This window comes from Bdellovibrio bacteriovorus, assembly GCF_048286975.1.
In the GTDB taxonomy this organism is placed as follows: domain Bacteria; phylum Bdellovibrionota; class Bdellovibrionia; order Bdellovibrionales; family Bdellovibrionaceae; genus Bdellovibrio; species Bdellovibrio bacteriovorus_H.
In genome coordinates, this window is sequence record NZ_JBLVRT010000004.1 from 63780 (window position 1) to 82305 (window position 18526).

Consider the following 18526-nt stretch of genomic DNA (forward strand, 5'->3'; position numbering starts at 1 on the left):
AACTCAAGAACATGTCAGCGAACTCGCCTTTTTTTAAAAAAGTGTTGCCGTCACGTAAGGTTCTACATATAAGAGCCGCTCTTTTGGGGGAGGCACATTTGAATCGTATTCTATTGGCATTGGTGGCCGTTGTTTTGGCTTCCTGTGGACTTTCTACTCGTCCTCAGGTGGATTCCAAAGATTCTTCAGGCATTATGGGCGGAACTTTGGTCTCTGAAGGTTCTAAAGTGGCGTCCGGGATTGTTGCCGTTATGGATCTGCAGAACAATGCGATCTGCACAGGCTCTATCATCGCTGAAAACTATGTCCTGACGGCAGCTCATTGTGTGCTGGATCTTAAGCCCGGTAAAATTCGTTTGGTTTTCGGGGTTAATGCCGATGAACTGATGGGTGCACGAGAGCAGGATATCGTTCAGCTTTATACTCGCTCTGTGACGGACTATAAAATTCACGGTGGTTATAAACCTGAAGAGCAGGAAGAAAAAGAAACCGATTATGCTGACATTGCATTGATCAAATTCCGCGGCGATTTGCCGCCGGGCTACAAGCCAGTGCAGCTTTTGAAAGATGACAGCGTTCTTCGTCGCGGCCTAAAGGTTCATCTGGCTGGTTACGGTGTAAATGAGGTTGTGACAGAGCCTGTGGATGCGAAAAAGGTTAAAAACCTGGATGAGGCTCTGGAATACGGCGAAGTGATCTGTGATGAGAACCTGAAACATTGTCTGAAAGTTGAGATGTTTGGTGACGGGATCTTGCGTGAAACGGATGCACCGATTTCCTCTGTACAGGAAACGGAAGTGCGTCTGGATGAATCCAAAGGTCACGGAACTTGTTCTGGAGACTCCGGCGGTCCGGCTTACGTTGAGCAGGATGGGCAGCTATATTTGTTCGGTGTTACCAGCCGAGGCAGCGCCTTGTGTGACAGTGTGGGTGTTTACACCAACGCCGTTTACTATGCTGACTGGATCAAAGCCACGATGCCAAAAATGCGATAGTCTCATTCTGAGACTGTCAGGAATCTGACATCTGTAAAGCAAAAAACTTCCATGGGGGGATGGCGCAAGCTGTTCCCCCATTTTTTTGAGGCTTGAGTTGGAACAACACTTGAAATCCTTCCCCATGAACACCTTCGTGGAGGATTTTGAGATGAAAGTATTCAAGACTTTTGTTGGCTCGGCTGTCGTTGCATCGATGCTGTGGTCTCAAATTGCGCTGGCCATCACCGACGAGATGCGTGACTTGGTTCTGTATGAGACCAAGGCCAATGCGGTGGCCACACGAAGTAATGAAAAGAAAGTTATCCATCATTACGAAATTCCACTGAAAATTCTGGAATCCGACCTGAAGATCGACGCCAATGCCGGTTACGTCAAAGCTTTGACCTTTGAGCGTGACGGCGAAAAGTATGTGCGCTGGGTTTTGAATCCGGAGGACACACGCTGGGAAAAAGCCGTGCGCGTATTCCTGCTTCGCAATGGCATTGAGCCGGTTAAGAAAGCCTATTTCGAAGGTTATATGACCGCTTCACGCAGCTATATCCTGGTGGACCCGGTGACGGGTGCAGAGTTTTCTTTGAAGACCTCCACGAACCGCACCGGTGGCTACTGGGCGGACAAGAAGCAGACCTGGGATGATGCTTCCCAGATCCGTAAGATTTCTGATTACGTGATTGAGCGTCTGAAGTCTCAGCCGCCTTTGCAGCACTCTATCGTATTGGATGAACCGATTGCTTTTGGTATCAAACGTTTTGATATGGGTATGATCGTGCGCTCTTATGAAGAGCTTCCGGGCACAGGCAAGCGCTATGTTCCGGGCTTCTCGATCATGCACGAAAACCTGGGCCGCGAGCTGGCAAAAGCCAACGGTTCTTCAGATCCGGCGTCTTATTGGAACGAAAACTACAATAAGCCTCTGGCGCGCGCGCTGGCAGAGTTCTTTGTGGCAACTGGGATTCGCTATGATTCCCCGCACTCTCAGAACTTCCTGGTGGAGCTGGATGAGCGTAACAAGCCTACCGGCAAAATTGTTCTGCGCGACTTCGGTGATTCGTATCTGTACGAAAAGTTCTTCAAGGCGATCAAGCGCACCGATATCATTGATATCTGGGAAAAGGGCAATATCATGAAAGGCGACATGGGTATGACCGTGGGTATCCTGCACGGAAACAAGCCGCCAAGCTGGATCGACTATCGCAACGACAAGTCTTCTGCGGACAGCTATGATAAGTGGGGCCGTGACTTCTTTGCAGAATTTGAATCGGAAGTGAAACGCCAGACGGGTGTGGATATTCCGGCGCGCACAGTGATTGATCGCAGCATTTACGAAGATCCAGAAACCAAAGTGAAGCACAAGATGGGTTACTTCACGCGTGATTACAAATTGCTGTCAGTGGATAACGGATTCCTGAAAATGGTGTCCATGGATCAACAGCGCGAAGTCGGCGCGGCACGTCTGTGCGGCCGCGTGTTCAATCACTAGACTTGGTACCATTGAGTCAAAGTTTTAAAGAACCAGTCCTGCATGGGCTGTTGCAAGGAGATGCTTTCGAGCATCTCCTTTTTTGTTTGCACCATTCCTGTATGTTCCGGCGTTACGGAATCAGCACACTCGTGGATCCATTCCAAAGTGGATTCGGGGTGGAACTGAGTGGCCACCACATGGGTGCCCCAACGGAAAGCCTGATTTGGGAAGAAGTCGTTCGTCGCCATCAGTTCGCCACCTGGAGGCAGATCGAAAGTGCATTGATGCCAGTGGAAGACATTCAGTGTGTACGGAGTGGTCTGATCTTTCATGGTCACCGGCACAAAGCCAACTTCCCATTTTCCGGCAGCGTACACTCGTCCGCCCAGAACTTCCGCCAGCAACTGGCTGCCCAGGCAAAGACCGAAGACGGGCATGCCCAGTTTCACACATTTTTTGATAAAGACTTTTTCGTCAATCAGCCAGGGGTGCTTGCCCTCTTCAAACGTGTCCATCGTGCCACCGCAAATCACCAAAGCTTTGATGTCTTCAGGTTTGAAAGGAGCTGGTTCGGTGGAGATATTCCAGACGTGGGGTTTCAGCCCCTGTTGTTTCGCCCAAAGCAGAACAGTGCCCGGAGGAGTGTCATTTTCGTGCTGGATAATAAGAAGATCTTGCATGGGACGCACTATAGCCAGAAACTCAGGAAAAGGGGACGATTTTTTTGAAACAGAATATTGAAATTTGTTCAGGGTGCATCGCCAGATCCACGGAATCCAGAGCTGAAAGCGCTGTTGAGTCCCGCAAGCTTTTTCTGGCTGAAGTTCAAGAGGCGCTGAAAGTGCGCCGTCCGGATGTGGAGTGGAATCTGAGCACTGTTTCTTGTATGCGTCTTTGTCCTGAAAACCGACTCAGTATCGTGGTTTTAAACCGCATGGGCATGACCCGGGGATCGACGGTGGAAAGTATCGTCGACGATATTTTGATCAGAATCGACCGCCCTTAGAAAGGGCGGTTTGCGTTTTGACTTACAGTTTTGGGCGATAGCGCACGTACTCGTTGATGGCGCCGATAATGTGATAAAGCGAGCTGGCTTTGGCCGGCTGAATTCGGAACTCACCGCTTTCCTGCCAGGTATCAAACCACAGACCTTTTTGTGGAGTCTCAAAGAACTTAAACAAAGTGGCCATCGCTTCATCCGCCGCTTGGGCATACTGCGCACGCTGGTCTTTCTTTTCCAGACCCATCTGCAGAACCGCTTTGATGCGCTCACATTGAGGCCAGAAGCGGGATGTTTTCGTTTTTGCAGACAGGTCACTCCACACTTCATCGATCACGGATTTACGCTCGTTCCAGATACCATGCTTTTCACTCAGTACGATCAGATTTTCACGCACGGCCGTCAGATCCTTGCCGGTCAGGCCCTGGTAAAGTCCCATCAACCATGCCCACTCATACTGATGACCTGGTTCAAACACAAACTTGCCATTTTCCAAAATCGGGGACCAGTCGGCGTTGAAGTGTTCAGCCAAGGTGCCGGATTTAGGATCAATGAATTTTGTCAGACACAGATTCAGAATTTCGTCGGCTAATTTTTTCCAAAGGGGATCGCTGTCTACGGCCATCCACGCAACGGCAGACTCAAACATATGCATGTGGGGGTTGGCTTCGTACTGCACACCTTTGTCGGTCAGTTCGGTGAAGCCACCCTGGGACAGGTGACGTTCACTGTATAGATACTGAACCAACTGGCGGGAACGCTCTTTGTACTCTGGAAGTGGATTTACGGCATAAGCATGCGCCAGTCCGAACAGCGCAAAGGCCTGGGCATACAGATCCGGCGTGGTGTTTTTGGCTTCGCCCTCTTTGGTTGCCGAGTGAATGAAGCCGCCGGAAGGCAGTGAGTAATTGCGGATCAAAGCGGCTGCGCCGATGTCGATGGCTTTGCGTGATTTTTCCTGATCACAAAGACCCAGCTCCATGCCCAGGCGCAGACTGTAGATCTGGCGCGCCTGAACCATCGAGCGACGTGGAACATCCTGAGGTTCGCCTTCCAAAGAGAAGGACTCAACAAAGCCGCCGCGTTCCCAATCAACCCCTTTGTTCAGCCAAAGAGGAAGGACGTCTTTTGAAAGCCAGTTCTTGCAGTTTTCAACCATAAGTACCTCGGAATAAAGCTAGATGTGAGAGTCCACAATATCCTGTCTGACAACAGGAGTCCAGCCCGCTGTTACCACAGGAAGTGTGGGAAAATGCAGGGGTTTGCCGGTAAAGATATGTGTTTCGTCCGACGACTTGCCTAGTTCCACGAATTACCTCCGAATAGAGAACACGGACAATTCATTGTACGAAACAAGGAGGAAGAAAGTATGAAAAAGTTGATTCTGTTTTTGGCGATCGGTCTGACAGGAGCATTTGCTCAGGCCAACACGGATGCGGTGACCTTGGACAATGATGCCAGCATCATGGGGAATCGCCTGTGGGGTTGCGGCATGACCTTTAAAGGGACATCCAAAGGTATCAAAGTTATTGTCGGCCATTTCAAAACTGTGGCCTATGGAACACTTCACTGCAAAAGCATCAAGGGAACTCGCTATACACAGGATGTGATGGTGACGATCGGACATCATTGGATTGGCGCAACTGCGGGAATCGGCTATTTCAAACTTAAGGGTGCTTCTTCTGAAATCAGTCTGTTCAACTCGAATCCGGATGTGATTCTGGGTAAATACCTGGTGGCGCAGGGTGAAGCCGCGATCATCGGTGGGGTGGGTGCATTCACAGCCGTGAAAGTGGGCCTGCCGCAGCTGGCGATGAATATCTCTTTGCAACTGCTGAAAGGTATCGGCGTGCAAGTCGGTGTGGATAAGCTTTATATCGAAGCGATCTCTGAGCCGGAAGTAGAGCCTATCTAAATTAAGACGGGCTTAAACTAAAAAGGCGCCGCTCGAAAGAGGGCGCCTTTTTTATTTGATGGATTGTCGAAACTACTGCTTTTTCACGTAAGCATTCAAGCGCATGCCCGGAGCGATAGAGCTGGTCAGGCTGACGCTTGTGCCGCGAGCCAGATCGTCCGTGGTGGTGGTGCCAAAGTCGATATTGAAACTGATTTCCTTGGAACGGTCACTTGGGCAGGTGAAAGAGCCTTTGAAGTTCTTTTTCGCCGCCAGGATCAGGAACTCTTCATCCCAGCTGACGCTGCTGAGAAGATTGAAAGTGCCGTTGCAGACCTCATCCGCATTTCCATTGGGATAAGTTCTTTGAACTTCGAATTCGGTTGTGTTGACGACGCGGAAATTCGCATAAACTTTCTGGAACCCGGCGCGGGCCTCCACTTTGTAGCGTCCCACCAGATTTCCCGGTGTCAGTTCGGCGGCCCAAGCGGGGCTTGCGGCGCTTAGGATCATTGCTGCAGATAAAAAATACTTTTTCATTGTGATACCCTCCATTGGTTGATGAGAATTTATACCGGGGTTATGATAAGTCGGACAAAATAAAACCCGGTTCTGTGAGGTTTTACAATGAGGAGTGATTTGACATGGTAACCACACTTTACCCCATGAAGTCTTTGGGAGTGGTCAAAGCTGAACGCGGTGACATTCGCGCCGAGCGTCTGGAAGGCCGCGTGAAACCGGCGGTACCTTTTCCTCATCGTCATGATTTTTTTCAGGTCGTTGTTGTGGCTGGTGGCCGAGGTCAGCATGAGATCGACTTTGAAACCTATCCTATCAAGGCCGGGGCCGTCTTTGTTGTAAAGCCGGGGCAGGTGCACCGTTGGGATCTGCAGGGCGCCAAGGGTTATGTGATTGAGTTTTACGTCGAATCCTTAAGTCTGGATGCCATGGACCGGGAGTTGTTCCAGAACCTGCATGAACTGCCTGAACACCTGAAGATGTCTTCAGCATCGCAGCAGAAGGAATTCTATTTCCATTGTGAAAAGATGTGCGGCGAGTTTGCTTCGCGTGATCGCGGGTACAGCAGTGCTTTGAAGAGTCATTTGAATATTCTGATTCTGTCACTGTTCCGTCTTTCCGGCAGAACAGCGGTCAAAAAAAGTGAAGGGGCTTTCCTCGGCGATTTTGAAAGATTGATTGAATTGAATTTCAATCGACAGCACAACGTTGAATTTTACGCCAAGGCACTGGGGCTTTCGCCCAAAGCCCTGACCATGCGGGTGCATCGCTTGTTGGGAAAGTCAGCGCGCGAAATGATTCACGATCGCTGTTTGCTCGAGGCGCAACGCTATCTGGGATACACATCCATGCCGGTGGCCGAAGTGGGTCTTACTTTGGGGTTTCAGGATCCGAATTATTTCAGTCGGTTTTTTAAGGCGAAAACGGGATATAGTCCGGGGGCCTTCAGGGATAAAAACAACTAGGTCGCAAGAATTGCGACCTAGCCTTTGATAGGAGTGTTGCCAGTGTCTTCTGATTCACCTTCGCGATGGCTTTGTTCGGCACGCAGGGCGATCTTGCCTGTGATACCAACCCATTCAGGGAAGAACACCATAAGGCAGAAGTAGATGATCACGGAGATTCCGGCAACTGCCAAAAATCCAAGTACAAACCATAATTCCATGATAAAACTCCTTTTGCTGCCTTTAATATAGAACAATTCAGAGCTTTTTACCAGAGACGGGCTTCACAATCACTAGCACAAAGGTAACAAAAAGCGTCTTTGGACCAGAGAGTCAATGCTGTTTCTGGGCTTCGGCCTTTTCGACCTCCAGAATGTATTTCTTGGTGGCTTCAGGCAGCTCTTTCCACATGCGTAAGGCCAGGATCAACCCCAGCACGGCAAACGGGATCAGGAACAGAGGCCAGTAGTGCCAGTTCTTCGCCGACAGATAACCAATGGAAAGTGATTGCAGACCTGAACCCAGGTACACGCAACCATCAACAATACCTGAAGCCGTCGCCGTCATTTTTTTGCCACCAAAATCCGCGGCCGCTGTCCCGGACATCAGGGAATGCACACCGATCACCGCCAGGGTCATCAGTACGGCTGCCAGGCCGAACATGGTTGGATTTTTCGTCAGGAAGAAACACATTGCGATCAAAAGGAAGATCATGATGAAGTTGTTGATCGCGGCCGGAGGCCCGCGACGGGACTGGAACATCCGGTCTGAAACAAGGCCCGCGATAAAGCCACCCAGAACTCCGGTCAGGCACAGTAAAAGACCCCAGTTCTTGATAAAGAACTCAGACCCCGCATAGAACGCCGGGTTGGTCTGTTTGGTTTCATTTGCAAAGATAAGGTACCACTGCATGATCCCGTTGCGCAAAACCCCCGAAGTGAAATCCACCAGAGCGATGGTGATCATCACCGGATTTGCAAAAACCTTTTTAAAGATCAAGCCCATGGTGATTTTGACATCTTCATCATCACCCGAGGACGCATCAGCGGTGTCGAGTTCATCGAAGTTGGCTTCTTTCGGGGAATCCTTCAATAGAACCATGTCGATCAGGGCCCAGACAATCAGGATGAAGGCCGGAATGGTGAAGACCAGCCAAGTCGCATCGGTTGCTCCGGTGTCGATGGCAAAGATATGCTGGATAAAATTCTGGAAAGCGGTGCGTGGGCCCTCGGGATTTAGTTTTGACGCATCAACAATCGCCTGACCCCAGTCGAAGGCAAAATAGACACCGAATGAAATCAAGGTGCCGAAGATTGCGCCAAAGACCCCGCGCTCGCGCACATGGAACCAATAGGCTTTCACTTTGATGATGGAAACAGCACCATAGCTTTGGAAGAACATGTTCAAGGCATACAGAAGCGAGAAAGCCACGACCATATTGGTTTTCAACCGGCCCATTAAATAGAGATACGTAGCGCCACCCATTAACAGATTCATCAAGGCTGAACCCAGTGTGGCTATTATGATGCCCTTTTTTCCGCCGATGCGGTCGACCAGAGGGCCGTTGATCAGAAATGACAAACCGTAAACGATGGTTCCGGCGGCAAAGATGATCCCGAACTGTTCTTTGGTCATCATGTCGCCCATGGCGTTCTTTGACACATTCAGATTGTAGCGGGCCATGTACAGGAAGGCATAGCTCATGCCCAGTGGGAACCAGTTGACGAAGCGCCTGAAGATAAATTTTTTCGAGTGATTCAGAGGGTTGTTATTGAAATACAGAAAGATGACGGCGGCTAGACAGATGCTCACGAGTAAAAGGGCCATGGCGTCTCCGATTCATTGAATGCGGCCACAGTAGGACTAAAACTTCCGCTTGGCAAACGATAGGTTGCAATATGAATGGATCTACGAAATCCACCGGGGGGATTGGGGGCATTTTCTTCACTCCTACGGAAGGCTTAAATCTTAAGAAAACTGTCCAAGTCGTTGACAGCGCTCTCAGAATGAATGGACCACTTCGGGCAATTTAGGATTTTTTGGCCGTGGGGTGTACATTGAGGGAAAGATTCTGCCAGGAGGGTAGTATGAAAAATATGTTCATGAAGACAGTAAGTCTTGGCGCGATGGTGGTAATCGCCGCTTGCAGTCAGAAAGTGTCAGAGTCCCCGTCGGACTCGTCAGCCTCAGGGCTGGGACAGAGCAACGCGGAGAAGGCTGTAGTCAGCTTCAAACTGACCGATGCGCCGAACAAGGACTTGAAGTCCGTGGTGGTCGATATTGATCACATGGAGGTTGTGGTCGCCGGAGCAGGCAAGGCTGGAAGGTTGATTCTGGCAGAGGGCCTGGGGCCGGTGGATCTACTGCAACTGCAAAATGGAGTGACTCTTCCTTTGCAGGATGTGGAAGCGCCAGCCGGAATCCGCATTCAGCAGATTCGTCTGGTTTTGAAGCCATCCGGACATTATGCCGTGAAGGGTGATGATTCCATCTGTGAATTGAAAACGCCCAGCGCCCAGAAAACGGGTGTGAAAATCATCCTGACGAACAAAGTGCAGTTTGAGGCCGGTCATCACTACAATATTGTGGTGGACTTCGACGCGCTTAAATCAGTAGTTGTGCAGGGGAATGGCGGCTGTCTGCTGAAGCCTGTTTTGAAGCTGAAGTCGGCTTTCAAAACTCCGATCGTTCAGCCGGAGACACCGGTTGATTCCGGAGGCGGTGATGACGGCAGCAGTGGCGGTGGTGAAGAACCTGTTGTTGAACAACCAGAAGAGCCAGGCGTTGGCGAAGAAACTGGCAGCGGAGATGCCTCCGGTGGTGAGTCTACTGAGGGTGAGGAACTTGTGACTGAGCCGGAACAGAACGATCCTTCGGACGATGGTTGGGATTATACTCCGATAGTCGATGGGGAGGACTATCCGGTTGTGACCGAGGAAGAACTGGGCCAGCTTTTGTAAAAATATGCGTGAACCCACCTTCTTCGGAAGGTGGGTTTTTTCTTTTGGAGTTGCCTGCATGAAGTGGGGTCGGCATCATTAGGGCATGACAGACACAGCATCCGTTCCCGGCACCATGACCAAGTCTTTGAATAATGCCCAAGCTCTTCATCGTAAAGAGCAGCGTTTGAATTTACTGCTGACAAGATGGCAGGCGAAACTGCAACGTCATCAAAGCGGGCGCTTGATTTCTGGACTACTGTTCTTTGCCAGCTTAATTCCATTGTCAATGAATGCCGAGGCTCGTGTCGGTTTTGCGGTTCCCGCAGTTGTTCTTTTGGTTTTCATTTATCTGGTGATTCGCACTCGCAATATTGCGCGCCATTTGCAGCATTTACAAAGATTGCAGCAGTTTGTGGTGCGCCAGAAGAAGCGCTGTCAGGGGCAGATGTCCGGGCGCAGCTGGAAGCAGGCGCAGGAAGCTTCCGCGGAATATCCCATGATTCGCGATCTGGGTTTGGTTGGATCTCATTCCCTGTGGACTGTGCTGGATGAAACGTTCTCTGAAGGTGGCTTGCGCCGTCTTTTGCACTGGATGAGTGTTGCGCCGCTAAATCCGGACTTGCTGCAGAAAAGACAGCAGCAAATTCAGGCTCTGCGCCCGCAATCGTGGTTCTTTACCCGTCTTGGGATTCAGGCTAATTCCAACGAACTGAATCTTTCAACCCTGCAGATTCAAGAATTTTTGAAAAACTCTTTCGTCGGTCCGCAGTTTGTGAAACTGTTCGTGGCCAATCTTGTGCTGTGGGTTCTGACGGTGTTGTTGCTGGTTTTTGCAGTCACCACGAAAACCGCACTGCCGACAATTCTGTTTGCGGCATTCCCACTGCTCAGTTTGTTCAGCCTTGGATCGGTGGGGGGGGCCTTCATGCAAGGCACGGGGCTTTCACACCATCTGTCGGCTTTGGCGCCATTGTTTTTATCCATTGAAAAGAAATGTGAAAGCAGCCCGGCTCTGGCACAGTTGTGCGCACAAATTTATAAGGTTCGCCCTTCGCGAACTTCCCAAAAGCTCGACACTGTACTGGGGTTCGTGGGAACGCAGACCAATCCGATTTTGCATTTCATCCTGAATGCGATGCTGCCGTGGACGGTGACCTCGGTGTTTTTCCTGGAGCGTCTGCGCCAGAAAATGGTGAAGGACTTCCCGCAGTGTGTGGAAGAGCTTTCCGAATTTGAAGTGTTGGGATCCCTGTTGATTTTTGATAAGTACCAGACACAAACTTATCCGGTCTTGAGTGGGGCGATGAATCTGCAGTGCAAGCAGGTGTTCCATCCTCTTTTGGATCGCAACAAGGCCGTGGCCAATGACTTCGGATTCCCGCGCAGTAAATCACTGGGGCTTTTGACGGGATCGAACATGTCAGGCAAGTCTACGTTCCTGCGCACCATGGGGATCAATCAGATCCTGGCCAATATGGGGGCGCCGGTTTTTGCTGACAGCTATCAAACTGTGCCGATGAAAGTGGAAACCTGTATTGAAGTCAGCGATTCCCTGCGTGACGGGTATTCTTATTTCTATGCCGAAGTTCGTCGCCTGCGCGACATCTTGCAAACGGCGGCGACCGATACGCCTGTGCTGTATTTAATTGACGAAATCTTCCGCGGAACCAACAACCGCGAACGTCAGATTGGATCGCGCGCGGTGATTCAAACCCTGGCCAATGAAAAGACCTCACTGGGTTTTATTTCCACTCACGATCTGGAGCTGACCGTTTTGGAACAAAGCAGTCCGTCGGTGATGAATCTGCACTTCCGTGAAGACATCGACAGCGCCGGTAAAATGGTCTTCCATTATCATCTGAATCAGGGCCCATGTCCTACGACCAACGCCCTAAGAATCATGGCCGCTGAAGGTATAAAGGTAGATGAAGTCTGATCCGAATTTTCTCAGGTAAAAAGCAGTGCTTGTTGGCATCGCAGGCACTATGAAGACTGTTTTCAGCTATACTATGAATGAAACGGTACTTTTGGAGTTGAAGCGCAAATTTGGATTTTTCTTAATTTGTATAGCTTAAGTTTTCAGTCCAAAAGGGATCGTCCGAGACGGGACTTGGCCGAAGGGTCGGGGCCCGTTTCCATTTTGGGGGAGGGCTGCTGGGGAAGGCTCTTGCCTGCGCTTCGTTCGGCACGGCATCCTGCCTCGTCGCTTCCGCCTGCGGCGGAGGGCCATCCAGGCCCCGCGAAGGCCTCTCTGCGGCCTGCAAGATCCTTCCTAAACCACCCAAAAAGTGTCTGCGTCTGATGAAAATTGAATGTCCTGGTCGTGGAGACAGTGTCAACAATCTGCAATACCGCGCTCACAGCCATTGCTATATTGGGGAAAAAGCGGGAGGTCTGCGATGAGAAGAATATCAACTCAGCTTATTTTTTTGGGATGTGTGTATCTGATTCTCGGGGCCACGGCCCTGGCGTTTGCTTCGGCGGCGACCTTGGCATCTGTGATGGTCCTGGGGGTGGTTTTGTTCTGCGTCGGGGTTGCTCAGATTGTGTACGGTATTCAAGGGCGTAAGGATGGGCAGCTGTGGCCTCATTTGGGATTGGGGTGTCTGGCATTGGTGTGTGCTGCTTTGATTGCTCGAAACCCGATTGAAAACACTCTGGGGCTGACCTTGGCAGTGAGCTTCCTGCTGATCGCCAGCGGGCTGACGAAGTTTATCGGTGCCGTGACCGAGCGGGCTCTGGGCTGGGGCTGGTTCGCGGGCAGTGGATTGATCTCTCTTCTTTTGGGGGGATTGATTCTGGCGACGTTCCCGGTGTCGGCATTCTGGACTATTGGGACGCTGGTCGGTGTGGATTTGGTTGCGGCAGGGATTGCCACCATGGGACTGGGTATTTCTATCAAAGAGGTGCGCGAGGACCTGCGTGAAGCGGGTTATAACAGTTCCAAGATGACGAAGGTGGATCGCCGTCACTATGAACGGGACCGTGACGAGGATTCTCGCACGCCGCCGCTACATTAAGTTGAAAAACGACAGGGGGCTGCATTATTGTAGCCTCATGGCAAAACGCACAAGCACCAAAAAGCCTCTGACCGAGGCGCAAATAGAGGTCAATCATTTCGTCAAGGATCTGCAAATCCTGGGCGAGCAGCCTGTTTCCCGCAAGCATGCAAAACTGCTGCTGGAAGATTATCCTTTTGATGGGGCGATGCTCAACGCCAGCGCGGTTTACCGAAAAAGCCGCGAGCTTTATCTTTCGTTGGGCGGCACATTCAGCGCCCGTGTGTGTTCAACGATGCGTTCTCTCAGTGCGCAGGATCTTTTCAAGGACAATATCGAGTTCACGCCGACGGCACCAGAGCTTGTATGGTTCCGGGATTTCCACCACGAGGTGGCCGATCCGCTGAACGAGATTCAGTCCTTGATGCGCTTTAACGAGATATCGCTTTTCCATGAACAGAATCACCGTGTGATCTGGCGTCTGTTGCCGCCAGCCCCTGCGGAACAGCGGGATATCAGCCGCTATCTGAATTTTGCAGAAAGCCTGGTGGTGACTTTGGATCTGGCTTTGGGAGACCAGCTGGGTAAAAAGCTTTCACCGGCTTACGAGCGCATGAAAGTCATTTATCGTTCAGGCGGGGAAGATGCCTGGATGCAAAAGTCCAAATCGGAATACCGTCAGTATTTACTGGCTATGTTTGTTTCAACTTACTATCTGCTGGAAATGATCAATCCCGAAGACATTCTCAAAGCCGTGGATTATGTTCTGCCAGGTCAGAAAAAGATGAACAAAGATGCCGTTCGCCGCGGTCTTGAATTGAGTGAGCTTTTCACCCGGGTCACGAATCCACTGTGGCAGGATCGGTACTGGCAGACGGCTGCGACGAAACTTCAAAAAATGCATGCCGACTCAACAGAAGATGCTTTGTATTTGCCCGAAGACCCACTGGACTTTGAAGATACTGAGTTTTTCTTTGTTTATCGGGTGTTTGATTACTTCGGTCTTTGATCCTGAAATCAGTCCAGTTCCTGTGACTTGCCAGATGTAATTCGCTGAAATTGCGCAACGACAGTTAGACTGAGAGGACGTTCCTGACCATGAAGGGGTGAGAATGATCCGAAAGCTCAATCAACTGAAAAATCGCGTGGTGCAGTTTTACGATTTCCTCAAAGCCATGGATGAAATGCCTATGCGCCGTCTGTTAGGGGACTTCTACGAGGAAAAAGAGCCCCGCCACAAGCCGGTACGTCGTGAAACTAAAACCTCGGTGGAAGATCTGCGTCCACAGAAGAAATCTGAACAGTAACATCGCCCGCGCTTGCCACTCGTGCTGAGCGCCACGCATCCATTCGTTGTCCAACTGATTTTGGGCAACTGTCACATATTCTCTTTAGCAACCAAAAATAAAACGTTCAGAATCAAACGGCACCAATAGCCTATCAACTTGATCATCCAAGGAGGGATACATCATGCGAGTGGCACTGTCGTCACTGGTTCTGACTTTTTTTGTGCTTGTCTCCACGACAGCAAACGCAGCCGTCGACTATAGCTCGGCATTAAGCCAACTCAGTCTTGCGGAAATGCGCCAGGCCTCTTTGGGAATCTGGAAACATGGTTTGAACCCGAAAGTTTACTGGAATGATCGTCTTGAAACTTTGTATCGCAACGGGGGGAATCTTGAGAAGACTCTGCGTCCCCAGGCGAATCAGGCTTTTTTGCGTATGTTGCGTGATCTGCAAATTGGCAGTGTGGATCCGGTGAATGCCGGTCGGGACGTCAAATTGGTCAGACGGGATTTTTTGACGCCCAAACAGTTTCAAATGATTGCTTTGGCTGCGGGGAATGATGCCCACAGCTTTGTGGATCTGGTGGCACCGCAAAATGCACCTTATATAGGTGTGCAGGCCGCGATGCAGAAGATCTATCCACACTGTATTGATGGAACCTGGCAGGACATTGTGCCGCTGACGACGCCTCTGCGTTTGTATTCAGTGCATCCGGTGATCCGCGAGATCAAAAACCGTCTGGCGTTGCTGGGATATCCGATGAAGAGCATGGATGATCGTTTTGATGGCGACCTGCTGAAAGCTGTGACTGATATTCAATGGAACATGCGGATTAAGCCGGACGGCGAGATCTCGCCCAAAGGAAAGGTGTGGTCCTTCCTGAGTGTGTCCTGCATGGATCGGGTGCGGCAGATTCAGGTGGATATGGAAAAGATGCGCTGGTTCCCGCAGTACTTCGAGAAAAAGTACATCTTCGTGAACCTGGCGATGTCGTATTTCATCATGATGGATCAGGCAACAGAATGGACCCGGGTTATGAGCTTCCGTACGATCAATGGCCGGCCGTCACGCAAGTCGCCGACCATGCGTGATGAGATCACCAACGTGATCATTAACCCGTACTGGGTCGTGCCACCGACGATCTTTTATGAAGACAAGGTCAATGACCTGAAGGAGCTGAGTCCCGAGCAGATTCGTGAATATTTTGATTCTCACCACTATGAAGCCTGGGTCGGGGGATTCCGCCGCAAAGTGGATCCGACGACCATTGACTGGAAGGGGATCGCTGCCGGGACGGTGGATCCTGACATCATCATTCGCCAGTTGCCGCATCTGGGGAATGCTCTGGGGGTGCTGAAGTTTGATTTGACCAACAGCTTTGCGATTTATCTGCATGATACGAATCAGCGGGAGCTGTTTGATACACCGATGCGCCAGCTCAGTTCGGGCTGCATGCGGTTGGAAAAGCCGCTGGATCTGGCGGAATACCTTTTGGAGGACACTCCATGGGACCGACAGACCATCGCATCGATGATGGCTCGTCCGGGGGAGGTCGTGGCTAAACCCACAGAGATCCCGGTGCCGTCTTACAAGCGCTTGCCGGTGTATACGGCGTATTTAACTTCGATGATGAACTCGGACGAAGTGGTGCGTTTTGTGGACGATATTTATGGGCAGAACAATGCGGTTCTGCGGTATTTGGATGGACGTTTTTAGAGGTGAATACATGCCCGGTTGGGCGAAAAGAAGCAGGAAAACTTAACAACGATATATCACAATAGTGAAAGGGGTTCGAAATGTTACTGAGTAGAGTACTCTTGTTCGTTTTAGCAGGGGCGCAGTTCAGCTTTGCGGCACCCGAGGCGGGTAATAAGCCGGATCTTCCAAAACCACCGGCACCTCCGTCTCAGCCTGCACCTCCTCCAGGTGAGACTCAGTATGAGGGTGTGGGGCGCATTGATCAGGTGACACGTGAAAAGGGCGGAGATCTGTACCGTCTGGATCTGATCAAGACTTTGCCATTGGTGCGCATCGAGGCGAAATCGAAACTGGGGCGTATGAAAATCTATTCTGTGTCGCTGGTGACTGACAAGAATGAAAAAGTTCCTGTGCGCCAGTTGATGGGGGTGAATCTGGACGAGCCAATGGCTCCGATCAGTTCCGAGATCTTCCAGACCAAAACCGGCATTACAGCAATCGAAATTCTGACTGAAGCCATGGGTGGGGAAGCGGCTTTGGAAATCAAAGCCTTCTCAACCAAAGAAGCGCCACGATTGGCGCTGGGCTCTCGCATTCCGGCTTTTTCATGCAAGCGCAATCTTGATGCGCTTTTGAAGGACAAGTTGGATCCTGTGCAGCTTTGGGTGGGGCGGGCAGAGGCCGCAGCACCGGGCTCTGTGCAGGAGAAATTCGCTGGCAACCAGCTGAGAGACCAGGTGAAGGACTTTATTGCGACCATGAATACGGGGGGCACGTACACGTCGACTCCTTATATTCTGACGCTGATGAATTTCTTCGTGGATCAGTACAATGCCGTTCGAGGCGGTGGAGTGTCGGAGCCAGCATATAAATCGCTGCTGACGGGCACCTATGACATGCTGATTGTGTCCATTCAAAACGAATTGCCATGCAGAAAGTTCCCAAGTGCAGAGCTGATCAAAATGGCTACGGATTTTGCGAAGAAGCATCAGTCCATGGCTGCGGATGCAAGAGGCCGTGCCTTGTTCGCAACAATGATGGCCAAGGTGCGTGACTATGCCCCGGATCAGTATCGTAAGGAATTGGCAGCGGCCAACATGACCTTCCGTGAAGCTGATGCTGAAGGCACCAAGTACTACAAAATGTACGTTGGCAGCAAAGACGGCGACTTCCTGAAAGACACCAACAAGAACATGAGTGCTTACGCGTTCATGATTGCCGAGCAGGCCTTGAAAGTGGAAGTCAAAATGATGGATATCGAGCAGAAGTATCAGTTGATCGTAGAGTATCAGGCCAAATACAACTCGAACAACGAGTTCCCTCAGGCCGTGGCCATGCGCTATCTGAATATCTTGTCTGAAGAAACGTTCGGTCACCCGATGTTCTATTAAGAAGCGGGAAGCCTAAAAACAGAAAAAGCCAGATCTTTGGGGATCTGGCTTTTTCTATTTTGGTCCTACGGGTTTAGTCGACGCGTTCAACCCCGCCCAGGGATTTGATGCTGCGAACTCTCAGATAGTCACAGTCAAACTCACCGGTCAGTTTCAGGCGCAGCTTTTGATCTTTTTCCGGAGCGTAGCGGTTGGATCGGTCAAACTTGATGACCAGCTCTGCGGCATATTCTTGATTGTAGGACCCTGGCGTCAGGACATCATAGGATGTCACTTCGATCTTGTCCTTTTTGCTCAATACAAAGTCGAAGCGGTTGGACGTGTCCACAACATTGAAGTAGGCCTTGGTAATCTGGGCCACGCGGGCCTCGCATTGAACCCCTTTGGTGTCTTGTAAAGCCCATACGTTCTGAGCAGAAAGAAGCAGCCCCATTGCAATCATAATTTTTTTCATTGCTATTCCCCATGTGTTCGATCCCGGTGGGGGATCTGTTTGTTTTGATGGTTGATTTTCTATATCAAAATGAGACGGCAATGCATCTCTCAAATTTGTAGACATTCTACCGATAAGAGATGCATGGCTGAAACAGTCGGTGGAACCCTTAAATCAATTCGGAAAAAGATGGGCTATCTCAGTGCCCGGTCTTTTTATATGGCCCTGGAGGGGCGGGTCGACCTTGTTTTCAACTACTCTTACTATATGAAGATCGAGGGCGGGCAGATTGCTCCTTCGGATAAGGTGATCAATCAGCTGGCGGCCTTGTTACCCCAGGCCGATGGGGATCAATTGGTCGCAGCCTATTGCCGTCAGCTCTTCCCCAAGCAGATGGACCGCATTATTTCCCCGAGTACAGAAGTGAGGCCGGTTTCCAAGGCCACGGGAAAAAACTCCCTAAAAGGTTTTCAGCAGGAATTGACTGAACGGCAGGTTTCCAAAGTGGGCCGGACACGGGATCACTATTTTCTTTTTTTGCTTCTGACATTGGCGCGGGCGCCATTGACCAGAGCGCAGATTGAAACCTATGACTTTGCGGACCTGGAGACTGCATTGCGGGATTTGCAGGATGTAAAGCTGCTGGTGGAGGAGGGTGACAAGCTCACTGCGACCTTCCCGGAGTTTGTTTTCCCGAAAGCTGGCACTGAATCGATTAAAAAGATCTACACCCTGCTGGATGTATATGATCAGGAACGTGCTGCGTTCTTTAAGCTGGAAAAAGTGAAGCGCGGTTCTTTCTTCAAACGAATTTCCCCGCGTCAAGGTGATATCCTGCTGGGGCATCTGGAACTGCTGTTTCAGACAATTCGCTCTGCAGATGAAGTTGATGTCAGCTATAACTCTGAAGTGATTTCATTCAACGTCAATTTGCACAAAGGTCCCGTCAAAGGTTAGCA

Annotated in this window: 19 protein-coding genes; 13 read left to right on the forward strand and 6 right to left on the reverse strand. The window is 50.5% G+C overall.

Features of this window, described 5'->3' with window-relative positions; all coding sequences use genetic code 11:
* The first annotated feature begins 98 nt into the window (after positions 1–98).
* Together ACNQKP_RS13185 and ACNQKP_RS13190 are read left to right on the forward strand one after the other, a co-directional pair.
* Positions 99–995, forward strand: a complete 897-nt coding sequence (locus ACNQKP_RS13185; RefSeq protein WP_417865107.1) for a S1 family peptidase — start codon at positions 99–101, stop codon at positions 993–995.
* Positions 996–1146: 151 nt separating this feature from the next.
* Entirely contained in the window at positions 1147–2478 is a 1332-nt protein-coding gene (locus ACNQKP_RS13190) for a hypothetical protein (protein WP_417865108.1), read from the forward strand.
* Here the strand turns inward: ACNQKP_RS13190 and ACNQKP_RS13195 are convergent.
* Entirely contained in the window at positions 2475–3140 is a 666-nt protein-coding gene (locus ACNQKP_RS13195; protein ID WP_417865109.1) for a type 1 glutamine amidotransferase, read from the reverse strand. The two genes, ACNQKP_RS13190 and ACNQKP_RS13195, sit on opposite strands and share 4 nt — an antisense overlap.
* 44 nt (positions 3141–3184) lie before the next feature.
* Between ACNQKP_RS13195 and ACNQKP_RS13200 the strand changes: the two genes are divergently transcribed.
* A complete protein-coding gene (locus ACNQKP_RS13200; RefSeq protein ID WP_417865110.1) occupies positions 3185–3466 on the forward strand; it encodes a hypothetical protein in 282 nt (93 codons plus the stop codon).
* A gap of 22 nt (positions 3467–3488) precedes the next feature.
* Here ACNQKP_RS13200 and ACNQKP_RS13205 read toward each other — a convergent pair whose 3' ends face one another.
* On the reverse strand, positions 3489–4619 hold the full coding sequence (locus tag ACNQKP_RS13205) for an AGE family epimerase/isomerase (protein ID WP_417865111.1): 1131 nt from the start codon (positions 4617–4619) through the stop codon (positions 3489–3491).
* Positions 4620–4829: 210 nt separating this feature from the next.
* Between ACNQKP_RS13205 and ACNQKP_RS13210 the strand changes: the two genes are divergently transcribed.
* Positions 4830–5375, forward strand: a complete 546-nt coding sequence (locus ACNQKP_RS13210; RefSeq protein ID WP_417865112.1) for a hypothetical protein — start codon at positions 4830–4832, stop codon at positions 5373–5375.
* Between the two features lie 72 nt (positions 5376–5447).
* On the opposite strand, the gene ACNQKP_RS13215 is transcribed toward ACNQKP_RS13210, so the two are convergent.
* The gene (locus ACNQKP_RS13215) at positions 5448–5894 is read right to left on the reverse strand and encodes a hypothetical protein (RefSeq protein WP_417865113.1); all 447 of its coding nucleotides are present in this window, start codon (positions 5892–5894) and stop codon (positions 5448–5450) included.
* Positions 5895–5998: 104 nt separating this feature from the next.
* Between ACNQKP_RS13215 and ACNQKP_RS13220 the strand changes: the two genes are divergently transcribed.
* Entirely contained in the window at positions 5999–6838 is an 840-nt protein-coding gene (locus tag ACNQKP_RS13220) for a helix-turn-helix domain-containing protein (protein ID WP_417865114.1), read from the forward strand.
* A gap of 17 nt (positions 6839–6855) precedes the next feature.
* Here the strand turns inward: ACNQKP_RS13220 and ACNQKP_RS13225 are convergent, their stop codons facing one another.
* Together ACNQKP_RS13225 and ACNQKP_RS13230 are read right to left on the reverse strand one after the other, a co-directional pair.
* On the reverse strand, positions 6856–7038 hold the full coding sequence (locus tag ACNQKP_RS13225) for a hypothetical protein (protein ID WP_011165296.1): 183 nt from the start codon (positions 7036–7038) through the stop codon (positions 6856–6858).
* 112 nt (positions 7039–7150) lie between these two features.
* Entirely contained in the window at positions 7151–8644 is a 1494-nt protein-coding gene (locus ACNQKP_RS13230; RefSeq protein ID WP_417865115.1) for an MFS transporter, read from the reverse strand.
* A 260-nt stretch (positions 8645–8904) separates the two neighbouring features.
* On the opposite strand from ACNQKP_RS13230, the gene ACNQKP_RS13235 reads away from it, so the two are divergent.
* The 7 genes from ACNQKP_RS13235 to ACNQKP_RS13265 all read left to right on the forward strand — a co-directional run bounded on the left by ACNQKP_RS13235 (position 8905) and on the right by ACNQKP_RS13265 (position 17134).
* Positions 8905–9777 carry a DUF4382 domain-containing protein gene (locus ACNQKP_RS13235; RefSeq protein ID WP_417865116.1) on the forward strand — a complete coding sequence of 291 codons (873 nt, stop codon included), beginning with the start codon at positions 8905–8907 and terminating at the stop codon, positions 9775–9777.
* 85 nt (positions 9778–9862) lie between these two features.
* A complete protein-coding gene (locus ACNQKP_RS13240; RefSeq protein ID WP_417865117.1) occupies positions 9863–11695 on the forward strand; it encodes a MutS family DNA mismatch repair protein in 1833 nt (610 codons plus the stop codon).
* Positions 11696–12158: 463 nt separating this feature from the next.
* Positions 12159–12779 carry an HdeD family acid-resistance protein gene (locus ACNQKP_RS13245; protein WP_417865118.1) on the forward strand — a complete coding sequence of 207 codons (621 nt, stop codon included), beginning with the start codon at positions 12159–12161 and terminating at the stop codon, positions 12777–12779.
* Between the two features lie 37 nt (positions 12780–12816).
* Positions 12817–13767: a hypothetical protein gene (locus ACNQKP_RS13250; RefSeq protein ID WP_417865119.1), complete on the forward strand. Its 951-nt coding sequence runs from the start codon at positions 12817–12819 to the stop codon at positions 13765–13767.
* Between the two features lie 103 nt (positions 13768–13870).
* Positions 13871–14065: a hypothetical protein gene (locus tag ACNQKP_RS13255; protein ID WP_417865120.1), complete on the forward strand. Its 195-nt coding sequence runs from the start codon at positions 13871–13873 to the stop codon at positions 14063–14065.
* A gap of 163 nt (positions 14066–14228) precedes the next feature.
* Positions 14229–15761, forward strand: a complete 1533-nt coding sequence (locus ACNQKP_RS13260) for a L,D-transpeptidase family protein (RefSeq protein ID WP_417865121.1) — start codon at positions 14229–14231, stop codon at positions 15759–15761.
* 80 nt (positions 15762–15841) lie between these two features.
* On the forward strand, positions 15842–17134 hold the full coding sequence (locus tag ACNQKP_RS13265) for a beta-sandwich domain-containing protein (protein WP_417865122.1): 1293 nt from the start codon (positions 15842–15844) through the stop codon (positions 17132–17134).
* Between the two features lie 73 nt (positions 17135–17207).
* On the opposite strand, the gene ACNQKP_RS13270 is transcribed toward ACNQKP_RS13265, so the two are convergent.
* On the reverse strand, positions 17208–17588 hold the full coding sequence (locus tag ACNQKP_RS13270) for a hypothetical protein (protein ID WP_417865123.1): 381 nt from the start codon (positions 17586–17588) through the stop codon (positions 17208–17210).
* 123 nt (positions 17589–17711) lie between these two features.
* Here ACNQKP_RS13270 and ACNQKP_RS13275 point away from each other — a divergent pair, with 123 nt between their 5' ends.
* Positions 17712–18524 (forward strand): hypothetical protein, encoded by an 813-nt coding sequence (locus ACNQKP_RS13275; RefSeq protein WP_417865124.1) that lies wholly within the window; start codon positions 17712–17714, stop codon positions 18522–18524.
* Positions 18525–18526 lie beyond the last annotated feature (2 nt).